The organism is Candidatus Poseidoniia archaeon (assembly GCA_030748895.1).
Lineage (GTDB): Archaea > Thermoplasmatota > Poseidoniia > MGIII > CG-Epi1 > UBA8886.
In genome coordinates this window covers 1-16,959 of the sequence record JASMLC010000012.1, presented here as the reverse complement: position 1 = coordinate 16,959, position 16,959 = coordinate 1, and the positions used below count along the sequence as shown (strand labels likewise).

Genomic DNA, 16,959 nt, shown 5'->3' with positions numbered 1-16,959 from the left:
GTTAGTCGGGTGCCATGAAGGGATAGCCCCATTCCTGCGGGATGTCGAGCGCGCGCTTGATTGAGCGCGGCGAAATCCAGCGCAGCAGGTTGAGCGGGCCGCCCGCCTTGTCGTTCGTGCCCGACGCCCGCGCGCCGCCGAACGGCTGCTGGGCGACGACGGCACCGGTCGGTTTGTCGTTGATGTAGAAGTTGCCGGCGGTGAAACGAAGTGCATCGCAGGCCGTCTGGATATCCGCTTCTTTCGTCGCGAAAATGGAGCCCGTGAGCGCGTAGAGGCTCCCCTCGTCACACATTTCCAGCGCGCCCTTGAAGTCATCGTTTTCGTAGAGGAAGACGGTCAGCACCGGACCGAAGATTTCCTCGACCATCGATTCCGCCTTCGGGTCGCTGGTGACAATGATAGTTGGTTCGATAAACCAGCCCTCCGAGTCATCGCTACTGCCACCAACGACGACCTCGCAGGTATCGCTCGCTTTCGCACGTTCAATGTAGCCGGTAATCTTGTCGAAGGCGCGCTGGTCGATTACCGCGGTCATGAAGTTCGAGAAGTCACGCGCGTCGCCCATCGCAATCTTGGCAACCTCGTCGCAGAGCGGCTGGCCGATGCGGGCCCAGACCGAGCGCGGAATGTAGGCGCGACTCGCCGCGCTGCACTTCTGCCCCTGGTATTCGAACGCACCCCGTAGCAGCGCTACGAGCAGCCCCCGCTCGTCGCACTCGGGGTGCGCCACAACAAAATCCTTGCCGCCGGTCTCGCCAACGATACGGGGGTAGCTGCGCAATCCTGGCAGCGCATCGGCGATGCGCTGCCACAAGCCCTGGAACGTGGGCGTCGAGCCGGTGAAGTGCAGCCCTGCGAAGTCGGGATTCGCGAGCGCCACGTCGGAGATTTCGGCTCCTGACCCCGGCAGGAAATTAATGATGCCGGGCGGCAGCCCCGCCTCGAGCATCAGCTGCATCAGGACGTAGTTGGAGTAGTAGCAGTTGCGGCTCGGCTTCCAGATTGCGGTGCAGCCCACGAGTGCTGGCGCGCTCGGCAGGTTGCCGGCGATGCTGGTGAAGTTGAACGGTGTGATTGCCAGCACGAAGCCTTCCAGCGGGCGAATTTCGGTGCTGTTCTCGACCCCCTCCGGGGAAACGAGCGGCTGGAGCTGGTCGTGAAATTCGCGCGCGTAGTGGGCGTTGAAGCGCCAGAAATCGATGAGCTCGCACGCTGCGTCAACTTCGGCCTGGAACACCGTTTTCGACTGGTTCAGCATTGTCGCGGCGTTGACGCGGTAGCGCCAGTCGCCCGCGAGCAGGTCGGCGCAGCGCTCGAAAATCGCCGCACGCGCCTCGAGCCCGAGCGCAATCCAGTCCCCCTGCGCCGCGACCGCCGCCGTGCAGGCGCGCTCGATTTCGGCCTTGCCAGCCAGGTGCACCCGCGCCAGCACGTGGCCGTGGTCGTGCGGGACGACCTGCTCGACGGTGTTTCCCGTCAGGACCGCTTCGCCGTCGACGATGCACGGCACCTCGACCACCGTCGCCAGCTGTCGCTCCAGCTCCGCCTGCAGCGCCGCGCGCTCGTCGCTGCCGGGGGCGTAGTCGAGTATCGGCTCGTTAGCCGGATGGCCGCTCATGGCGGCCCCAGCGAAGGCCTATGAATAGCGTTTTGCAGGCTCAGGTGTGGCAGGCGGCCGCCGCCGGGTTCTTCTCGAAATAGCGCTGGTGATACTCCTCGGCGCGCCAGAACTCGCCCGCCGGCTCGACCTGCGTGGCGATGCGCCCGCCGAAGCGCGGCTGCGCCGCCGCGAGCGACGCACTCGCGGCGGCGAGCTGCTGCTTGCCGTGGCAGAAGATGGCCGAGCGGTATTGCGTCCCGGAATCGGGCCCCTGCCGGTTCAGCTGCGTCGGGTCGTGGCACTCCCAGAAGGCGGCGAGCAGCTCACCGTAGCCGATGGCCACGGGGTCGAACGCGACCCGCACCACCTCGGCGTGGCCGGTCGCGCCGGTGCAAACCTGCCGGTAGGTCGGCTGGCGCGTCTCCCCGCCACTGTAGCCGACTTCGGTCGCCGTGACGCCCGCCAGCGCGCCGAAGTGCGCCTCGATGCCCCAGAAGCAGCCGGCGGCGAATATGGCGGTTTCAGTCGCCATCGCCGACCCCCGCCAGCGTCAGGAACTCGCCGCTGCGCGCCTGCAATTCGCCGCGGAACTGCGACGTGATGGTCGTCGCCGCCGACCGCGGACCGCGCGCCTGCATGCAGGCGTGGTCCGCCTCGATGACAACGGCGGTGCCCTTCGGGGCGAGATGCGTTTCGAGCGCGTCGACGATTTGCGCCGTCAGCCGCTCCTGCGTCTGGAGCCGGCGCGCGAAGCACTCGACCAGCCGCGCCAGTGCACCGATGCCAACTATTCCGCTCGGGCCGGGCAGGTAGCCGACGTGCGTGGTGCCGCGGAACGGCAGCAGGTGGTGCGCGCACATTGAGTGGAATTCGACGCCTTTCAGCAGCACCAACTCCTCTTCTGCAGAGCCAATAGGCTCGCCCAGCGCCTCCGCGGGCGACTGCGCGTAGCCAGCGAGCAGTTCCTGCTCCCACGCCTCGGCGACCAGCACCGGCGTCTCGGGATGGTGCTCCTCCGGCGGGACTCCGGTTGCCTTCAGGAAGTCGGCGACGGCCTGCTCCAGGGCTTTGCGGTCCACGGCGCGGAGCGTCGCCGATATATTAGCCTCGCCGGCCCCCTTCATAACCCCGCCCCATCGCCGCCCAATGGCTCCGCTGCTGCGCGTCTACGGTGCACTGCTGCTGGTCCAGCTGCTGTTCGGGCTGCACTACCTGACGACGCAGCTGGTGGTCGAGCGCATCAACCCGGTTGAGTGGGCGGCGGTGCGTATCTCTATCGCCGGGGTAATCCTGCTGCTGCTGCACCGTCACCGCATCATGCATTGGCCGGTCGGCGCCGAATGGCGGCAGGTCGCCCTGCTGGCGGCGCTCGGCGTAGTCGTCAACATGGTATTCTTCGCGATGGGTATGGAGCGCACTACCCCGGCGCATGGCGCGCTCATCATGTGCATGGTACCGGTGCTGACGCTCACCTTCGCCATCGCGCTTGGATATGAGCGCGCCAGCCGCGCCAAGCAGGCAGCGCTGTGCCTGGCGCTGGCGGGAGCGCTGGTGCTTCTCGAGGCGGACCGCTTCCGCCTTACGGGAGCATACCTTATCGGGGACTTGCTGGTGTTCATCAACGCCACCTCATTCGCGCTGTTCCTTGCGCTCTCCCGCCAAGCGGTCGACCGCCACGGTGCAATGGGCCTCACGGCGCTGGTGATGGGTGGCAGCGCGGTTGCCATGGCTCCCTTGGCACTCTGGAGCGGCGTCACGCATGCTGACGCGTGGACTGCGCTGCCGCAGCATGTGCTGCTCGCGGCCGTCTACACCATCATCCTCGCGACCGTCGTTACCTACAGCCTCAACTACTACGCGCTCGGTAGGGTGCCATCATCGCAGGTGGCGCTGTTCATCTACCTGCAGCCGCTGATTGCGACCTCGACCAGCATCGCCGTCGGCCGCGACGTGCTGTCGCCGCGGCTACTGCTCGCGGCGGCGCTCATCCTGGGCGGGATTGCGCTGACTGCCCTTTCCTACCGCGACGATGCGGAAGAGAGCGGTCTTTCCTAGACGAGCTTGTCTTCCAGCTCGAGCGAGAGCTGCTCGAGCAGCTCCTCCAGGTTGTCGCTCTTGAGCGAGATGATGTTGGGCATGGCGCCCTCGATGCGTGCCTCAAACTCGCCTCCGGTGCGAAGGATTTCGATATCGCAGTTGATATCGGCCATGCCGGGCCCGAATTCCACCATTATTTAACATTTACCACTAGTATGAGTATGGGTTACTACACTCGCGGGGCAAAAAGTCCGGCCAGTCTTTCCACCAGTTGAGACACCATCTCCGGCGGACTGCCAGTGATGAACTCCCGTTTCCGTTCTGGGGGGGCGGTCTCCACAAGATCTCCAACAGTAGTACAGGAACCGGGAAGTCCCACCTCTTCTGTTTTGAGTTTCAGGTCAGCTGCCGACCATATCTCGATATCATGACTCTCCAGTTCAGCGAATCGCCCAAAGTCAGGGAAGCGCACCTGCTGCGAACCCTGCACCACTGACGCTACAGCAGGCAGCGGCGCAGCCAGGATCTCATGCCCTCCCTCGATCTCCCGTGTCGCGACCAGGTCATTCGCCTCCACAGCCAGGGTCGTGGCGTAGGTAATCTGGGGCCAGTCGAGCCATTCGGCGATGCCGGGAGGCACCTGTCCGGTACTGCTGTCGGAAGACTCCTCACCACAGAGCACCAGGTCCACCGGTGCGAGCTTGCCGATAGCAGCAGCGAGGGTGCGTGAGGTGGGGTAGGTATCTGCGCCGGCGAAGGCGCGGTCGGAGAGTAAGATGGTGCGGTCAGCGCCCATGGCCAGCATCAGCTTGAGCTCGGAGTCGATCATTGGAGGCCCCATCGAGATCACGGTCACATCTGCATCCTCGACAGCCTTGAGCGTCAGAGCCGCCTCGAGGGCGTGTTTGTCTGAGAGATTGACCTGATTCTCAGCAGCGGAGCGGTCAAGCGTGTTGGTCTCCTGGTCATACTTGACCTCGCCCGGCTTGGGCACCACTTTCAAACAGACCACGATCTGCTTCACGCGTCCTCCGTCAGCGCTGCGAGCAATGGCGGCAGTATTTCGTCGGCATCGCCCACCAAGCAGTAGTCCGCATGTTCGAATATCGGAGCATCAGGGTCGGTGTTGATGGCCACTACCGTGCCAGCGTCAGCAATTCCTGCAGTGAAGTGGGCCGCGCCTGAGATGCCGGCGCAGATCAGCAGTTCAGGCTTTATCGAGACGCCCGTGGAGCCAATCTGCTGCGCACGGTCAACGATACCCTCGTCAGCCAGCGGTCGCGTGGCACCTACCGCAGCGCCAAGCTGTTCCGCCAGTTCCTGCCATTGTGCAAAGCGTCCTGCAACTCCCACTCCAGTTGCCACCACACGGTCGGCGGTGGTGATGTCAATGGTCTCTTGCAGTTCGCGCTGGCGCAGGGTGGTATGGATCTTGTCCGGAAGGAGCTCCACCTGCACCGGAACAATGTCGCCTTTGCGCCGGGGTTCAGGGTCACGGGCAGAGAAGATGCCGGGACGCACGGTGGCCATCTGAGGGCGGTGCTCAGGGCAGAGGATCATAGCTATAATCGAGCCGCCAAAGCCCGGAACACCAGAGAGCAGCAGTTTTGTTTTAGGGTCGATCTCGAGGCGTACTACGTCTGCCGTCAGCCCGGTATGAGTGCGTACGGCGAGTCGCCCGGCCAGGTCACGGCCGTTGAAAGTGGCACCAATAAGCAGGATAGCGGGACGATGTTCGCCCAGCAGGTTGTCAAGGACCATGGTCCAGGCATCAGTGGAATACTCTGCAAGCAGTTCGTGGGTGGCGACGAAGACGGTGTCGGCACCTCCTGCAATTGCCTGTTTGGTCAGTGGTTCCAGTTTATCGCACCCGAGCAGGACCCCTGCTACGCCACAGTCGAGCTCGGCCGCCAGCTCGCGACCTCGACCCAGCAGTTCGAGCGACACTGGGGCCAGTGTGCCCTGGGGTGTCCGTTCGAGATAGACCCACAGGTCACCATCACATGAAGATTCATGGGCCATCAGGCTTCTCCTAGCGGAAGCGCTTCTGCGAGTATCTCGGCCAGGTCCCGCACCTGCATGTCAGGTGCGTGGGTGCGACCGCTATCCTCGAAGTTCTGGATGCAGAATGGACAGGTGGTGACCATCACTTCTGCCCCGGTCGTGGCAGCTTCAGCCATGCGCGGTTCACTGAAGCGCTCTCCGGGCAGGGAATCCTGGAATATGCGGCCGCCGCCACCACCACAGCAGAGTGCATCACCACGGGTGTGCTCCATCTCTCGCAGCTGGAGCCCTGCTGCAGCGAGTAGTTCGCGCGGGGCATCGTAGTCCTGGTTCCAGCGCCCCAGATAGCAGGGATCGTGATAGGTGACAAGAGGGCCGCCGCCAGTTTTGAACTCGAGTTTTTTGTCGTCGACCTGTATTTTAAGGAATTTAGTGTAATGCATTATCTCTGGTCGTTTCTTCCAGGGGTAGCGCTTGAGGGCTTCGACGGTGTGGGGTGAAGTGGCTACAATGACCTTGGCGCCGGTGGCTTCCAGCAGTGAGATGTTGCGCTGGGCATACCAGTCGAAGAATGCGTCATCCCCGGTACTGGCGATGAGGTCGCCGTCATGGCGCTCGCGAGGACCGAGGGTGGCCCACTCGATACCGCTGGCATTGAGCAGGCGTGCGACAGCGCGAGGTAGCGCCTGCAGTCGCCTGTCGTAGGAGGCAGCACACCCGACATAGTAGAGTACGGGGATGGTCTCACCTGCGTCCAGGATGGGCACGTCCAGCCCTTTTGCCCAGGCATGGCGTTCCAGTCGTGGCTGGCCATATGGATTGTAGTTCTCATAGATGGACCAGAGTGAGTCAACCAGCACGGACGGGGCTTGGCGATTATGCAGGTCGAGGCCCCGCAATCCACGCAGGACGTCGACGATTGGGACCTCACGGGGACAGCCTGCCTCACATTCCTTGCATGCTGTGCAGCGCCAGAGCCCTTCACCTCCCGTAGTGAGTCCGAGATGGGCGCGGCGCAGGTGGTAGCGCACTGAAAGATTGACCTGGCTAAGCTCAGGCCAGGGGCAGGTGGCAGTACAGGTCCCGCACTGGTAGCAGGCGTTGGCTGCACCATCGGTGACAGCGTTGAGTTGCTCCCAGAGCTGGTCATCGAGTCGGAGAGGTGTACCCTCACTCATGCGGCCGTCTTCCCTCCACCCATTTTCTCCTGTGTTGAGTCGAGTTCGGAGGCATCCAGGGTATGGATGAAGTCATCTATCTCACGCATCTTGGCGGCAAATTGCGGTCCCTCGGAGGCACTGATCCACTTGAGCTGGAGCCGCTGGGGGTCGATACCCCTGCGTTCGAGTTTGCGTCTCCATATTTTTATTCGCTTGTCCGTCTGGTGATTGGCATTGATGTAGTGGCAATCGCTGAGGTGGCATCCGGTGATCAGTACTGCCGCAGTGCCACGTTCAAAGGCACGCATGACAAATTTTTCAGCGACGCGCCCCGAGCACATGGTACGGATAAGCCGCGATGAGGGGGGGTACTGAAGCTTGGCGATACCTGCTGTGTCAGCACCGCCATAGGAGCACCAGTTGCATGCAAAGGTAACCACCTTCTCTTCGGGATGCGTGGCGGTGGCGGCATCGACCTGTGCCATAATCTGTTCATCGGTGAAACCAGGCATGTCGATAGTACCGACAGGGCAGCCGCCAGCGCAGGCACCGCAACCGGTGCAGGCAGCCTCGATGACGTGTGCCACCTTGCCGGCGCGGTTCTCCTCCCATGGTACCATCTCGATGGCAGTGTAAGGACAGACGCGTTCACAGAGCGTACAGCCTGTACAGCGATCTGTAACGATACGTGCGGTGTAGGGCTCGGCCTGGATGGCATCGCGAGCGAGCAGCGTTCCTGCACGGGCGGCGGCACCCAGCCCTTGAGCTACGGTACCACGCACGTCGTTGGGGTACTGGGCTGTGCCACAGAGATAGACGCCCTGTACCTGGGTTTCGACCGGTCCCAGTTTGGGATGCAATTCGAGCAGGAAACCGTCCTGTGATGTGGCCACCTTTACCATCTGTGCCTCGGAGTAGGTGTCAGGTACCAAGCCTACAGCGAGCACCAGCAGGTCGGTGGGCAGTGCCACCTCGTGACCCACAAGTTCATCGTAGAAGATTGCTTCATTCCGCTCCCAGCGCACCGCCTCCTCGGTGATGGTGGACTGGGGCCACTGGAAGAACTGGACACCGGCGCTACAGGCTTCGGCGTAGAGCTCCTCTCCTTGGCGAGTGAAAGTACGTAGGTCGCGGTAGAGTATGCGCACTTGCTTGCCAAGTCGCCTCAGCCGCAGTGCCTGATGTACCATGGCGGTGCAGCAGAAGCGTGAGCACCCACGCTCTTCATTACGTGACCCAACGCAAGCGATGAAGGTGATCCGCTCCTCCTTCCGCTGTTCGAGCCCGTCCTCTAGTTCGAGGGTCGTGATGACCTTGGGGTCATCGCCGTAACCGAAGCTGGCAGGTTGATGGACGCGGGCGCCCATAGCGAGTATGATGGCGCCGGCTGGAAGCGTGACACCGTCGCTGAGGGTAACATCGAAATTGCCGATGAAACCATCGACTCCGGACACAGTGGTGGAGAGATGGATCTCTACACCGGCATCGGACAGCGCGCGCTGCTGGCGCGCCAGCAGCTCCGACGCTGGCAGGTCTGCGGGAGCAATTCGATCAAGTTGCTGCAGTCTCCCACCCAAGGCACTCTCACGCTCGATAAGATGCACTTCGTGCCCCTGTTTCGCCAGGGCTGTGGCAGCAGTCATGCCGGCAATACCGCCACCGATGACCACAGCAGTCTGGGTGACGTTGTGATTGGACGGCTCGAGGGGCCTGAGCTCCTTGGCCTTGTGTACTGCCATGAGCACCTGGTCCTGGGCCTTGGCAGTGGCGGCCTCCGGCTCCTTCTTATGAACCCAGGAATTGTGATTGCGAACATTTGCCATCTCGAGCAGGTAGGGGTTGAGACCTGCCCTGGAGCAGACCTTTTCGAAAGTATTATTGTGAGTTTTAGGCGAACAGGCCGCTACAACGAGTCTATTGAGTCCAAGTTCCTTGACACGGTTGGTGATGTCACCCTGAGTATTTCCGGCACAGGCGAACATGACCTCCTCGGCGTGGACCACGTTTGGAAGTCCGGAGGCGTAGTCGACCACCGTCGGCACGTCAACCACACCAGCGATATTGGAACCGCAGTCGCAGACAAAGACGCCTGTGCGCAGCTCGCCATCGGCCGGGATGGGCTCTACTTCTTCTTCCACTGGCCAGATCCGTTTACCAAGATGTGCCAGCGCCGCTGCCGCTGCCGCTGACCCTTCGGCTACCGAATCAGGGATGTCACGTGGACCTGTGGCGCAGCCAGCAAAGTAGATCCCGTCGCGCAGGCTCAGCACATGATCGCCCCATTGTTCGGGAGTCGCCAGGAAACCATCGTCACCCAGCTCCAGCCCGAGTACTGTGGCAAGCTCTTCGAGCCCTGCTGGCGGAACCAGTGCGTTGGCGAGCACCACCAGATCATGGTTTGCTTCGGTGACACGGCCAGTTTCGGTATCTTCGTAACGTACTTTCAGCTTCTTTCCGTCGTGATAAACGCGTGCTGGCCGGCCGCGGATATAGTGCGCCCCCATCTCGATGGCGCGCTGGTGAAATTCATCGAATTCCTTGCCAAAGGCGCGAATGTCCATGTAGTAGGCTGTGACATTGGCTACGCCATGATCGAGGGCCTGAATAGCCTGCTTTGTGGAGTACATGCAGCAGACTCGCGAACAGTAGGCAGCATGCCTGGTCGAGCGCGAGCCCACACAGTAGATGAAGGCAAGTGATTTGGGGTGCTGCATGTCTGACAGCCGCAGAATTTCGCCTTCGGTGGGTCCGGCAGCGCTTACGAGTCGCTCGAACTCCATCGCAGTCAGGATGTCGGGATGACTGCCATAGCTGTACTCGTCCACCGCCCGGGGGTCCTGCATGGCGAAGCCAGTTGCCACGATCACTGATGCTATCTGGCGCTGTACCACGCGCCCTGCGGGCATGCTGAAGTCAATGGCGTCTGCCTCGCAGGCGCGCATGCAGCGGTCACACGGTAGGTAGTTGGGTGGAGCGTTGAGACAGCTTTCCATATCGACGACGTAGGGTGTTGGTACCGCCTGGGGGAATGGAGTGTAAATCGCCTTGCGCGTAGCAAGTCCTTCGTCGAAGAGGTTGGGCTGGGCTTCAGGGCAGGCATCTGAGCAGTCGTCACAGCGTGTGCAGGCGTCTGTGACATAACTGGCATGCTGGCGGACGGTAGCGGTAAAGTGCCCCGCCTCGCCCTTGAGTTTTACTAGTTCGGCCTGTGCCAAGATTTCGATATGTGGATGTTCAGCCACCTCAGACATGCGAGGGGCTTCGATACAGACTGAACAGTCAAGTGTCGGGAAGTTCTTGTCAAGAGCAGCCATCTTGCCGCCGATAGAGGCGAACTTCTCGACCATCACCACTTTGGCCCCGGCTTCGGCACAGTCAAGAGCAGCCTGGATGCCGGCGATACCGCCGCCAATCACCATCACGGTGGAACGCGCTACAGGCATCAGGCCTCCAGCTTGGCCCGGATGGCCTCTCCCTGCGCAACACCTTCTTCAAAGGCTTTTTCATTCAGCTCGACGGTCTTTGGAGGTACCCCTGCCAAAAGTTCGGTACGCACATATTCAAGGGGCAGGATGGGCAGCGCTGCTGCCAGCGCACCAATCATAATCGAATTGGCCACCACGCGTTTACCAAGTTCTTCTGCGAGTGATAACGCGCGTACCGGGTGGTAGCGTGGATCATCACACTTTACCAGATCAATCTCACCCAGGATCAGCCCGTCATCACGCACTTCATCGGTAAAGCGCGCGAGGCCGTCCTGTGACATCACTACCAGCGCCTCGGGGCGCGTCACTAATGGGTACTCGACTGTATCAGAGCTCATGACAAGATCGGCGCGTGACCACCCACCAGTAATTTCAGGACCATAGGCTTCGGTCATCACCGCGTCCCACTGCGCCTCCATTACGGCGGCACGGCCAAAAACGAGACCCATTGTGACAATTCCCTGGCCACCGTAGCCACTCCATCGTAGTTCGTGCCGAGTCATGCAGATTCTCGCAATCGCGAGGAAGTCTGTCTGTCAATGCCCTGTTCCTCGAGCATGCGGTTTTTTACGACAAGGTACGACGGCTTATCGAGCTTGACGAAATTGCCCAGTACCACTGGCTTGTCGGAGGCGAAGTCGAGGTCGATGGTTGATAAATCGGCATCATGGTCGACATGCGCATACTCGCGGAAGTGGCGCATATGGCTCAGGCCGTCGACAAATTCGTTGCGCTTGCCGTAGCCCGAGGGGCAGGGTGAAACGATCTCGACGAATGCGAGGCCGTCGTGGTTGAGGGCACTGACCATAGCGTCGGTAAGCTGCCGGACATGAAGTGAGGTCCAGCGGCTGACCATGGTGGCACCCAGAGCAGACATGATCTGGGGTAGGTTGAAGGGATATTCGAAGTTCCCCAGAGGTGAGGTGGTCGAGCGTGCCTCGTGGGGAGTTGTTGCTGCCATCTGGCCTCCAGTCATGCCATAGATGAAGTTGTTGTTGCAGAGGATAGTGAGGTCCAGGTTGCGTCGTGCGGCATGGATGATATGGTTGCCACCTATACTGAAGAGGTCGCCGTCACCTGAAAAAACCGTGACGCCAAGCTCCGGCTTGGCGAGCTTGAGGCCGGTGGCAAAAGCCACTGCACGGCCGTGGGTGGTATGGTAGGAGTCGATGTTGACGTAGCCGGCGGTGCGTCCGCTGCAACCGATGCCTGAGACTACTACTTGTTTTGACGGAGGGGTGTCTGCCTGTTCGAGGGCGCGTGTGAAAGCGCTGGTGACGGGACCCAGGCCGCAGCCAGGACACCAGATGTGGGGTATACGCTCCTTGCGCAACACCTCATCGACAGGATGGTGGTGGGTCTCGAGTGCGTGGGCAAGCTGGTTGGGACTGGTGTCCACTAGTACACCTCCCGGATACGCGCAACCAGTTCCTGTGGCGTCGATAGCTCACCTCCGGCGTGGTGATAGGAATGGACCGGACAGCTAGTAACCTCACGTACTGGATGTATCATCTGCCCCATATTGATCTCGGCCACCAGCAGCGATTGTGCCCGCTCGGCAGCGGCGCGGACGATGGCACTGGGGAAAGGCCAGGCGGCGATGAGTCTCAACATCCCAACCTTAAGTCCTTCTTCGCGCACAATGTTGATAGCTTGGAGCACCGAGCGTGAAAGCGAGCCATAGGCAATTACGATGAGCTTTGCATCGTCTGTCTGTATCTCCTCGACCATTACCAGTTCGTCGACACGGTTACGCACCTTGCCCAGCAGTCGCTGCTGCAAGCGTGCTTGCGCTGTGGAGGTGATTGCGGGGTAACCACGCTCATCATGAGTGAGTCCGGTGACGTGGATCCCGTACCCCTCGCCGGCGTGGGCCATAGGTGGTATGTCGCCTTGGCTGGCGTCGAAAGGTTTGAAGTCACGGTTGGATTTGCCAGTAGGTGTGGCGCGATTCACCACTTCTACATCATCGGCGGGCGGTATGACCAAGCGCCCTGTCATGTGACCTACGGCCTGGTCGGCGAGCACAAAGACTGGCAGCCGCAGTGCCTCGGATGTGTTGAAGGCTTTCACCGTCAGGTCGAACATTTCCTGTACACTGGCAGGGACATAGGCCACGGTCTCATAGTCGCCGTGGCTGCCCCAGCGTGCCTGAAGCATATCCTGCTGACCCACCAGCGTGGGCAGTCCCGTCGACGGCCCCCCACGCTGTACGTTGATGATTACGCAGGGTGTTTCGGTCATGAAGCCAAGGCCAATGTTCTCAAGCATTAGTGAGAGTCCTGGGCCACTGGTGGCAGTCATGGACTTAACACCGGCGTTGGAAGCACCGAGCAGGGCGGCCATCGATGCCAGTTCATCTTCCATCTGGATGTAGTTGCCCCCCAGCTGGTCGAGTCGCGCAGCCATGCGCGAAGCGACCTCGGTGGCGGGAGTGATGGGATAGCCGGCAAAGAAGCGGCAACCGGAGGCAATAGCACCCTCGGCGGCAGCGTAGTCACCCTTCAGGAAGTGGGTGCCAGTGAGCACTGCTCCCGTTTCGGCGCCGATGACCATTAGGCTGATTCCTGAGTAGCTTCGGCCAATTCATCGCTAGTCTCAACAGTGTAGATGGCAAATTCGGGACAGATTACATTGCACATACCACAATCGACGCAGAGTTTACCCTCTACGATTTGGGGATAGTGGTAACCCTTGGCGTTGCGGCGAGTCGAGGGTTCGAGCACACCCTTGGGGCAGTATTCCCAGCAGAATTCACACTCCTTGCAGCGCTCGGAGATGATATGCACTTGTCCCAGAGGTAGCCGGACCTGCTTCCGGTCGAGAGGGGTACGCAGGGTTGACAATCAGGCACATCCATGTGGGTTGTGAGCAAGCCATGTTACAGTCTCTCCAGGATACAGGGAAATAACCCACTCGGCCCGGGAGGCAAACATGTGAAACAAACTGATATGTCGTACCATTACTATAGGTATTTCACCACCCATTAAAGGAGTTTCTCGGGGTTCAGACAGGACACTGTCTGGACATTGAATTCCACGGAGTTGAGGGCACGCCAAGCGTCCATTCCTCTATCTTTGGGTGAATTGGTATAATGCTGGTCTTTTTCTGAAGTATATTCCATCAGTTCACTAAGGGACCTCCATCCAATCTGGTTCATGGGAACTACGATAGTGCCATTTGGAAAATTGCTCCTTGGCACGAAGGTCTCATAATGGATTGAGGAAACCCCTTCGTTATCTGACTTTACACCCAGATAGAATCCATGATCCTTCAGGATCCGGATTGTCTCCACAGCTGCAGGATCGCTGCATTCAAAGAGATAGGCATAAACAAAATTATTTCCTTCTTGACCTTCCTCATCTGAAGATTCACGCGCCTCCAGATAGTAATCTGGGTTTTCAGCCACTTCACCGATCACAGCCAGTGCAGCCCAGGCCTGGAGCCTGACTCTTTCCGAGTATTCCTCGGAGACTGCAGATTCAAAAAGTAAACTTGTAGAACCGTGTACCGCAAAGTGATTACGATGGATACTGGAATCCTGTGAACTGGTTGTGGGCGGATAATTCGTAACGCTACCAATTCCCCATTCCTCACTGATCGAGTCTATGACAGTCGTTTCCAAGTTGTAGGAAGCGAAAATAACATCGTGATGGGTTGCTGGATTCTGGGGAGCAGCTACCTGGAAAATGACCGTTCCAGCTCCTCCGAATTCATGCATATCCACTGTGACCGAGGGATGCACACTGTCAAATGCACGATGCATTGCCTTTCCCTCTGGTTCCATCAATTTCATGTGATCACGGTTCAGGTCAGTACCGTTCGCATTTCCTCGTGTTCCATTATCACGTCCGTCGGGGTTGACCATTACCAGGATTGCCAGATTAATCTCATCCAGAATTGGGTCTATCTCTTCAGGTATTCCTCTTGCAAAATGGCGAACCATAAGATAGGCTGAATCAACTGATGCTGGCTCGTTTCCATGCTGGGCGGCAACGAAATAGACAGTTGGAACTGAGGGATCATAATCCCCAAATTCAAGCAATAACAATGGCTGGCCGTTGATACTGTATCCAATCTCAGTGAAGTTCGTTACTCTTGGACTTTTCTCAAGTCCATAAGTCATATTGACAATATCAGAAGCCGGGGTCATATTTCCAGGAATATCGGCCCAGAGGTCATCAATGGTCAGGTCATAAACAAAAGGTTCGTCTCTTTCCTCATCATCGCCAAACAATCCCCCGGGACCGGTACATCCGGTTGTAGCCAGCACAATCATCAGTCCAATCGGAATAATTCGGTTCATTTCTGCCTGTTGGATTGAGATAATAGGGATAGATAAAGTCAGGGGTTCATTTCATAAAAAGACATGAGTGTTGAGAGTAGATCAAGCCCTGAAATTAGCTAATAGTTCATCCAGGGTTTTCTTGGGAGGTCTCAACATTTTGTCCGGTAGGTCAGCCAGTGGAGTCTCGACCAAGTTGAGCGTCTCGTCGAGTGTCGGCTTGCCGGGATTGAAATAGAGCAGCCCGGTGACGTGCTTCTGCGCGTTCTCGGCGCGGTGGAGTGCATTGAGTGCAGCTATCTCGCTGGCAGGGTCGTGTGCCTCATCAATTGTCTCGAGCCGGATGAACGAGCCGTCGTGCAGCTGCACCTTACGGAATTCGCCCGCCGGTACATCTACCTCTGTTATCGGCTCGAAGTGCGGAATGTAGTCGACGATGTGCAGTTCCTCGTCGTGCGACTTGACGTAGCCGTAGGATTTGAGCGACTCCTCATTATTGTTGAATGTCACGCAGGGCGAGATAACGTCTATCACCGCCATCCCGCGGTGTGACAGTGCGGCGCGCACTAGAGACACCAGCTGCTGGCGCGAGCCCGAAAACGAGCGTGCGACGAACGAGCAGCCGAGCGTAATCGCGAGCTTGCAAAGGTCAATCGGCTGTGTCTGGTTCGGCGGCGACTTGCGCTTTTGCGAGCCTTCCTCGGCGGTTGCCGAATACTGCCCTTTCGTCAGGCCGTAAACGCCGTTGTTCTCGACGATGTAAACCATGTTCAGGTTGCGCCGGATGGCGTGGATGAACTGGCCGATGCCGATTGCAGCGGTATCCCCATCTCCTGAGACAGCGATGAAGCTGAGGTCACGGTTCGCCATGGCCGCGCCAGTCGTTACCGATGGCATCCGTCCGTGGACGGTGTTGAAGCCGTGGCTCCGCCCCAGGATATAGGCTGACGTCTTCGATGAACAGCCAATGCCGGACATCTTGGCCAGCGACTCGGGCGGCAGCCCGTTGGCCCATGCTGCAGAGATTATCGCACTCGAGACGGCGTCGTGGCCGCAGCCGGAGCAGAGTGTCGACTTGAATCCGCGGTAGTCGTCGAGAGGCCGGCCAAGCACGTTGAGTTTTACCATCAAGCCGCCTCGAATTTCTGTATCTCAGCGCAGATTGCGTCAGTGTAGACCTGCGCGCGCGGCGGGATGCCGTCGCTGTAGGCGACCGAGCGCAGACGTGGCACCAGCTCGCTCGGCAGCTCGGCACGCATGAGTTTGTACATTTGCCCATCTCGGTTGATCTCAAGTACTATAATCATTTCGTGTCGCCTTACGAATTCTTCCACCTCGGAGTGCAGTGGCAGTGCGCGGACGCGGCACTGGCTCACTTTTAGGCCATCAGCCTCGAGCATGGCATCAATCTCCTGGATGCTGTTCTCCATTGACCCGTAGTAGATGATACCTAGCTGCAGTTCTGGCTCTTCCCGCAGGACAGGTTTCGGCAACGTGTCACGAGCCCCTTCGATCTTGCGTTTCAGCCTCACCATGTTCTTGCGGTAGTCCTCAGGCCGTTCGGAGTAGACGCCTTTCTCATTGCGGCCAGTACCGCGGGCGAGGTAGGGGGCCAGCCCGCTACCGGGGAGAGTGCGCCAGCAGATGCCGTCGCCATCGACGTCGAGATATCGCCCGTACTCCTCGAAGGCGTCAAGCTGTTCCTGCGTCCGCACCACCTTGCCGCGGTCCAGCTTTTCTGGATACGTGAAGTTGGAGCAAACCCAGTGGTTCATTCCCAAGTCAAGGTCACTGAAGCCGAAGACCACCGTCTGGAGCCGCTCGGCACAGTCAAGAGCGCGCCAGCCGAACTCGAAGCACTCCTCAGCGGTGCCGGGAATTAGCACCGGGTGCTGTGTGTCGCCATGGCTTGCCCTATAGAGACTGATAACGTCACTCTGCTGGGTACGTGTCGGCATCCCGGTCGATGGGCCGACGCGGTTCACATCCCAGATAACCGCCGGCACCTCGACGTAGTAGGCGAGCCCGATGATCTCTGACATGAGTGAAATCCCCGGTCCGGAGGTGCAGGTCATTGCGCGTACACCAGCCCAGCCGGCACCGACGACCATCCCGATTGCGGCAATCTCGTCCTCGGCCTGGATGACTGCACAGGTTGCACCGTCATCACCCGTACGCAGCTGCGGCAGGTAGTTCTCGATTGTCTCAGCGAGCGACGACGAGGGCGTAATCGGGTACCACGAGACCATCGCGACGCCACCATAGAGTGAGCCGAGCGCGACCGCGTCGTTACCCTCGATCAGGAATTTTGTTTCGTCCCGTTCCAGTGGCTCGACGCGATAGGGGTCGCGCTTCTCGAGTTTCTCGCGCACATGTTCGCGACCC

General features: G+C 59.6%; 16 protein-coding genes. 1 reads left to right on the top strand and 15 read right to left on the bottom strand.

Going from position 1 to position 16,959, the window contains the following annotated elements:
• Position 1 precedes the first annotated feature (1 nt).
• Genes pruA through folE form a run of 3 tightly spaced genes read right to left on the bottom strand, consistent with a single transcriptional unit; the run spans position 2 to position 2,682 of the window.
• A complete protein-coding gene (pruA, locus tag QGG57_05615; protein ID MDP7007645.1) occupies positions 2-1,621 on the bottom strand; it encodes an L-glutamate gamma-semialdehyde dehydrogenase in 1,620 nt (539 codons plus the stop codon).
• 40 nt (positions 1,622-1,661) lie between these two features.
• Positions 1,662-2,135: a peptide-methionine (S)-S-oxide reductase MsrA gene (msrA, locus tag QGG57_05610; GenBank protein ID MDP7007644.1), complete on the bottom strand. Its 474-nt coding sequence runs from the start codon at positions 2,133-2,135 to the stop codon at positions 1,662-1,664.
• Positions 2,125-2,682, bottom strand: coding sequence for a GTP cyclohydrolase I (folE, locus tag QGG57_05605; protein ID MDP7007643.1), 558 nt, complete (start codon positions 2,680-2,682; stop codon positions 2,125-2,127). Before folE ends, msrA begins: the two co-directional genes overlap by 11 nt.
• Before the next feature lie 67 nt (positions 2,683-2,749).
• On the opposite strand from folE, the gene QGG57_05600 reads away from it, so the two are divergent.
• The gene (locus QGG57_05600) at positions 2,750-3,658 is read left to right on the top strand and encodes a DMT family transporter (GenBank protein MDP7007642.1); all 909 of its coding nucleotides are present in this window, start codon (positions 2,750-2,752) and stop codon (positions 3,656-3,658) included.
• Here the strand turns inward: QGG57_05600 and QGG57_05595 are convergent.
• From QGG57_05595 to QGG57_05540, 12 genes are all read right to left on the bottom strand, one after another.
• Entirely contained in the window at positions 3,655-3,813 is a 159-nt protein-coding gene (locus QGG57_05595) for a hypothetical protein (protein MDP7007641.1), read from the bottom strand. The two genes, QGG57_05600 and QGG57_05595, sit on opposite strands and share 4 nt — an antisense overlap.
• A gap of 56 nt (positions 3,814-3,869) precedes the next feature.
• The gene (locus QGG57_05590; protein ID MDP7007640.1) at positions 3,870-4,664 is read right to left on the bottom strand and encodes an electron transfer flavoprotein subunit beta/FixA family protein; all 795 of its coding nucleotides are present in this window, start codon (positions 4,662-4,664) and stop codon (positions 3,870-3,872) included.
• Entirely contained in the window at positions 4,661-5,662 is a 1,002-nt protein-coding gene (locus tag QGG57_05585) for an electron transfer flavoprotein subunit alpha/FixB family protein (GenBank protein ID MDP7007639.1), read from the bottom strand. Before QGG57_05585 ends, QGG57_05590 begins: the two co-directional genes overlap by 4 nt.
• On the bottom strand, positions 5,662-6,822 hold the full coding sequence (locus tag QGG57_05580) for a (Fe-S)-binding protein (protein ID MDP7007638.1): 1,161 nt from the start codon (positions 6,820-6,822) through the stop codon (positions 5,662-5,664). The genes QGG57_05585 and QGG57_05580 overlap by 1 nt, the downstream gene beginning before the upstream one ends.
• Positions 6,819-10,247, bottom strand: coding sequence for a hydrogenase iron-sulfur subunit (locus tag QGG57_05575; protein MDP7007637.1), 3,429 nt, complete (start codon positions 10,245-10,247; stop codon positions 6,819-6,821). The genes QGG57_05580 and QGG57_05575 overlap by 4 nt, the downstream gene beginning before the upstream one ends.
• Complete coding sequence (locus QGG57_05570) at positions 10,247-10,792, bottom strand: 2-oxoacid:acceptor oxidoreductase family protein (protein MDP7007636.1); 546 nt, start codon at positions 10,790-10,792, stop codon at positions 10,247-10,249. The genes QGG57_05575 and QGG57_05570 overlap by 1 nt, the downstream gene beginning before the upstream one ends.
• A complete protein-coding gene (locus QGG57_05565) occupies positions 10,789-11,688 on the bottom strand; it encodes a thiamine pyrophosphate-dependent enzyme (protein ID MDP7007635.1) in 900 nt (299 codons plus the stop codon). The genes QGG57_05570 and QGG57_05565 overlap by 4 nt, the downstream gene beginning before the upstream one ends.
• The gene (locus QGG57_05560) at positions 11,688-12,845 is read right to left on the bottom strand and encodes a 2-oxoacid:acceptor oxidoreductase subunit alpha (protein MDP7007634.1); all 1,158 of its coding nucleotides are present in this window, start codon (positions 12,843-12,845) and stop codon (positions 11,688-11,690) included. The genes QGG57_05565 and QGG57_05560 overlap by 1 nt, the downstream gene beginning before the upstream one ends.
• On the bottom strand, positions 12,845-13,135 hold the full coding sequence (locus QGG57_05555; protein MDP7007633.1) for a 4Fe-4S dicluster domain-containing protein: 291 nt from the start codon (positions 13,133-13,135) through the stop codon (positions 12,845-12,847). The genes QGG57_05560 and QGG57_05555 overlap by 1 nt, the downstream gene beginning before the upstream one ends.
• A 140-nt stretch (positions 13,136-13,275) precedes the next feature.
• Positions 13,276-14,568, bottom strand: coding sequence for a M14 family zinc carboxypeptidase (locus QGG57_05550; protein MDP7007632.1), 1,293 nt, complete (start codon positions 14,566-14,568; stop codon positions 13,276-13,278).
• Positions 14,569-14,676: 108 nt separating this feature from the next.
• On the bottom strand, positions 14,677-15,702 hold the full coding sequence (locus tag QGG57_05545; GenBank protein ID MDP7007631.1) for a 2-oxoacid:ferredoxin oxidoreductase subunit beta: 1,026 nt from the start codon (positions 15,700-15,702) through the stop codon (positions 14,677-14,679).
• On the bottom strand, positions 15,702-16,959 hold a 1,258-nt coding region (locus QGG57_05540; GenBank protein MDP7007630.1), incomplete at its 5' end, for a 2-oxoacid:acceptor oxidoreductase subunit alpha. The genes QGG57_05540 and QGG57_05545, both read right to left, overlap by 1 nt.

Bases quoted from the DNA above. Each gene is read 5' to 3' on its own strand.
- QGG57_05585 (MDP7007639.1), bottom strand. From the start codon at position 5,662: ATGGCCCATGAATCTTCATGTGATGGTGACCTGTGGGTCTATCTCGAA.
- QGG57_05595 (MDP7007641.1), bottom strand. From the start codon at position 3,813: ATGGCCGATATCAACTGCGATATCGAAATCCTTCGCACCGGAGGCGAG.
- QGG57_05560 (MDP7007634.1), bottom strand. From the start codon at position 12,845: ATGGTCATCGGCGCCGAAACGGGAGCAGTGCTCACTGGCACCCACTTC.
- QGG57_05550 (MDP7007632.1), bottom strand. From the start codon at position 14,568: ATGATTGTGCTGGCTACAACCGGATGTACCGGTCCCGGGGGATTGTTT.
- QGG57_05545 (MDP7007631.1), bottom strand. From the start codon at position 15,702: ATGGTAAAACTCAACGTGCTTGGCCGGCCTCTCGACGACTACCGCGGA.
- pruA (MDP7007645.1), bottom strand. From the start codon at position 1,621: ATGAGCGGCCATCCGGCTAACGAGCCGATACTCGACTACGCCCCCGGC.
- QGG57_05600 (MDP7007642.1), top strand. From the start codon at position 2,750: ATGGCTCCGCTGCTGCGCGTCTACGGTGCACTGCTGCTGGTCCAGCTG.
- QGG57_05580 (MDP7007638.1), bottom strand. From the start codon at position 6,822: ATGAGTGAGGGTACACCTCTCCGACTCGATGACCAGCTCTGGGAGCAA.
- msrA (MDP7007644.1), bottom strand. From the start codon at position 2,135: ATGGCGACTGAAACCGCCATATTCGCCGCCGGCTGCTTCTGGGGCATC.
- QGG57_05575 (MDP7007637.1), bottom strand. From the start codon at position 10,247: ATGCCTGTAGCGCGTTCCACCGTGATGGTGATTGGCGGCGGTATCGCC.
- QGG57_05570 (MDP7007636.1), bottom strand. From the start codon at position 10,792: ATGACTCGGCACGAACTACGATGGAGTGGCTACGGTGGCCAGGGAATT.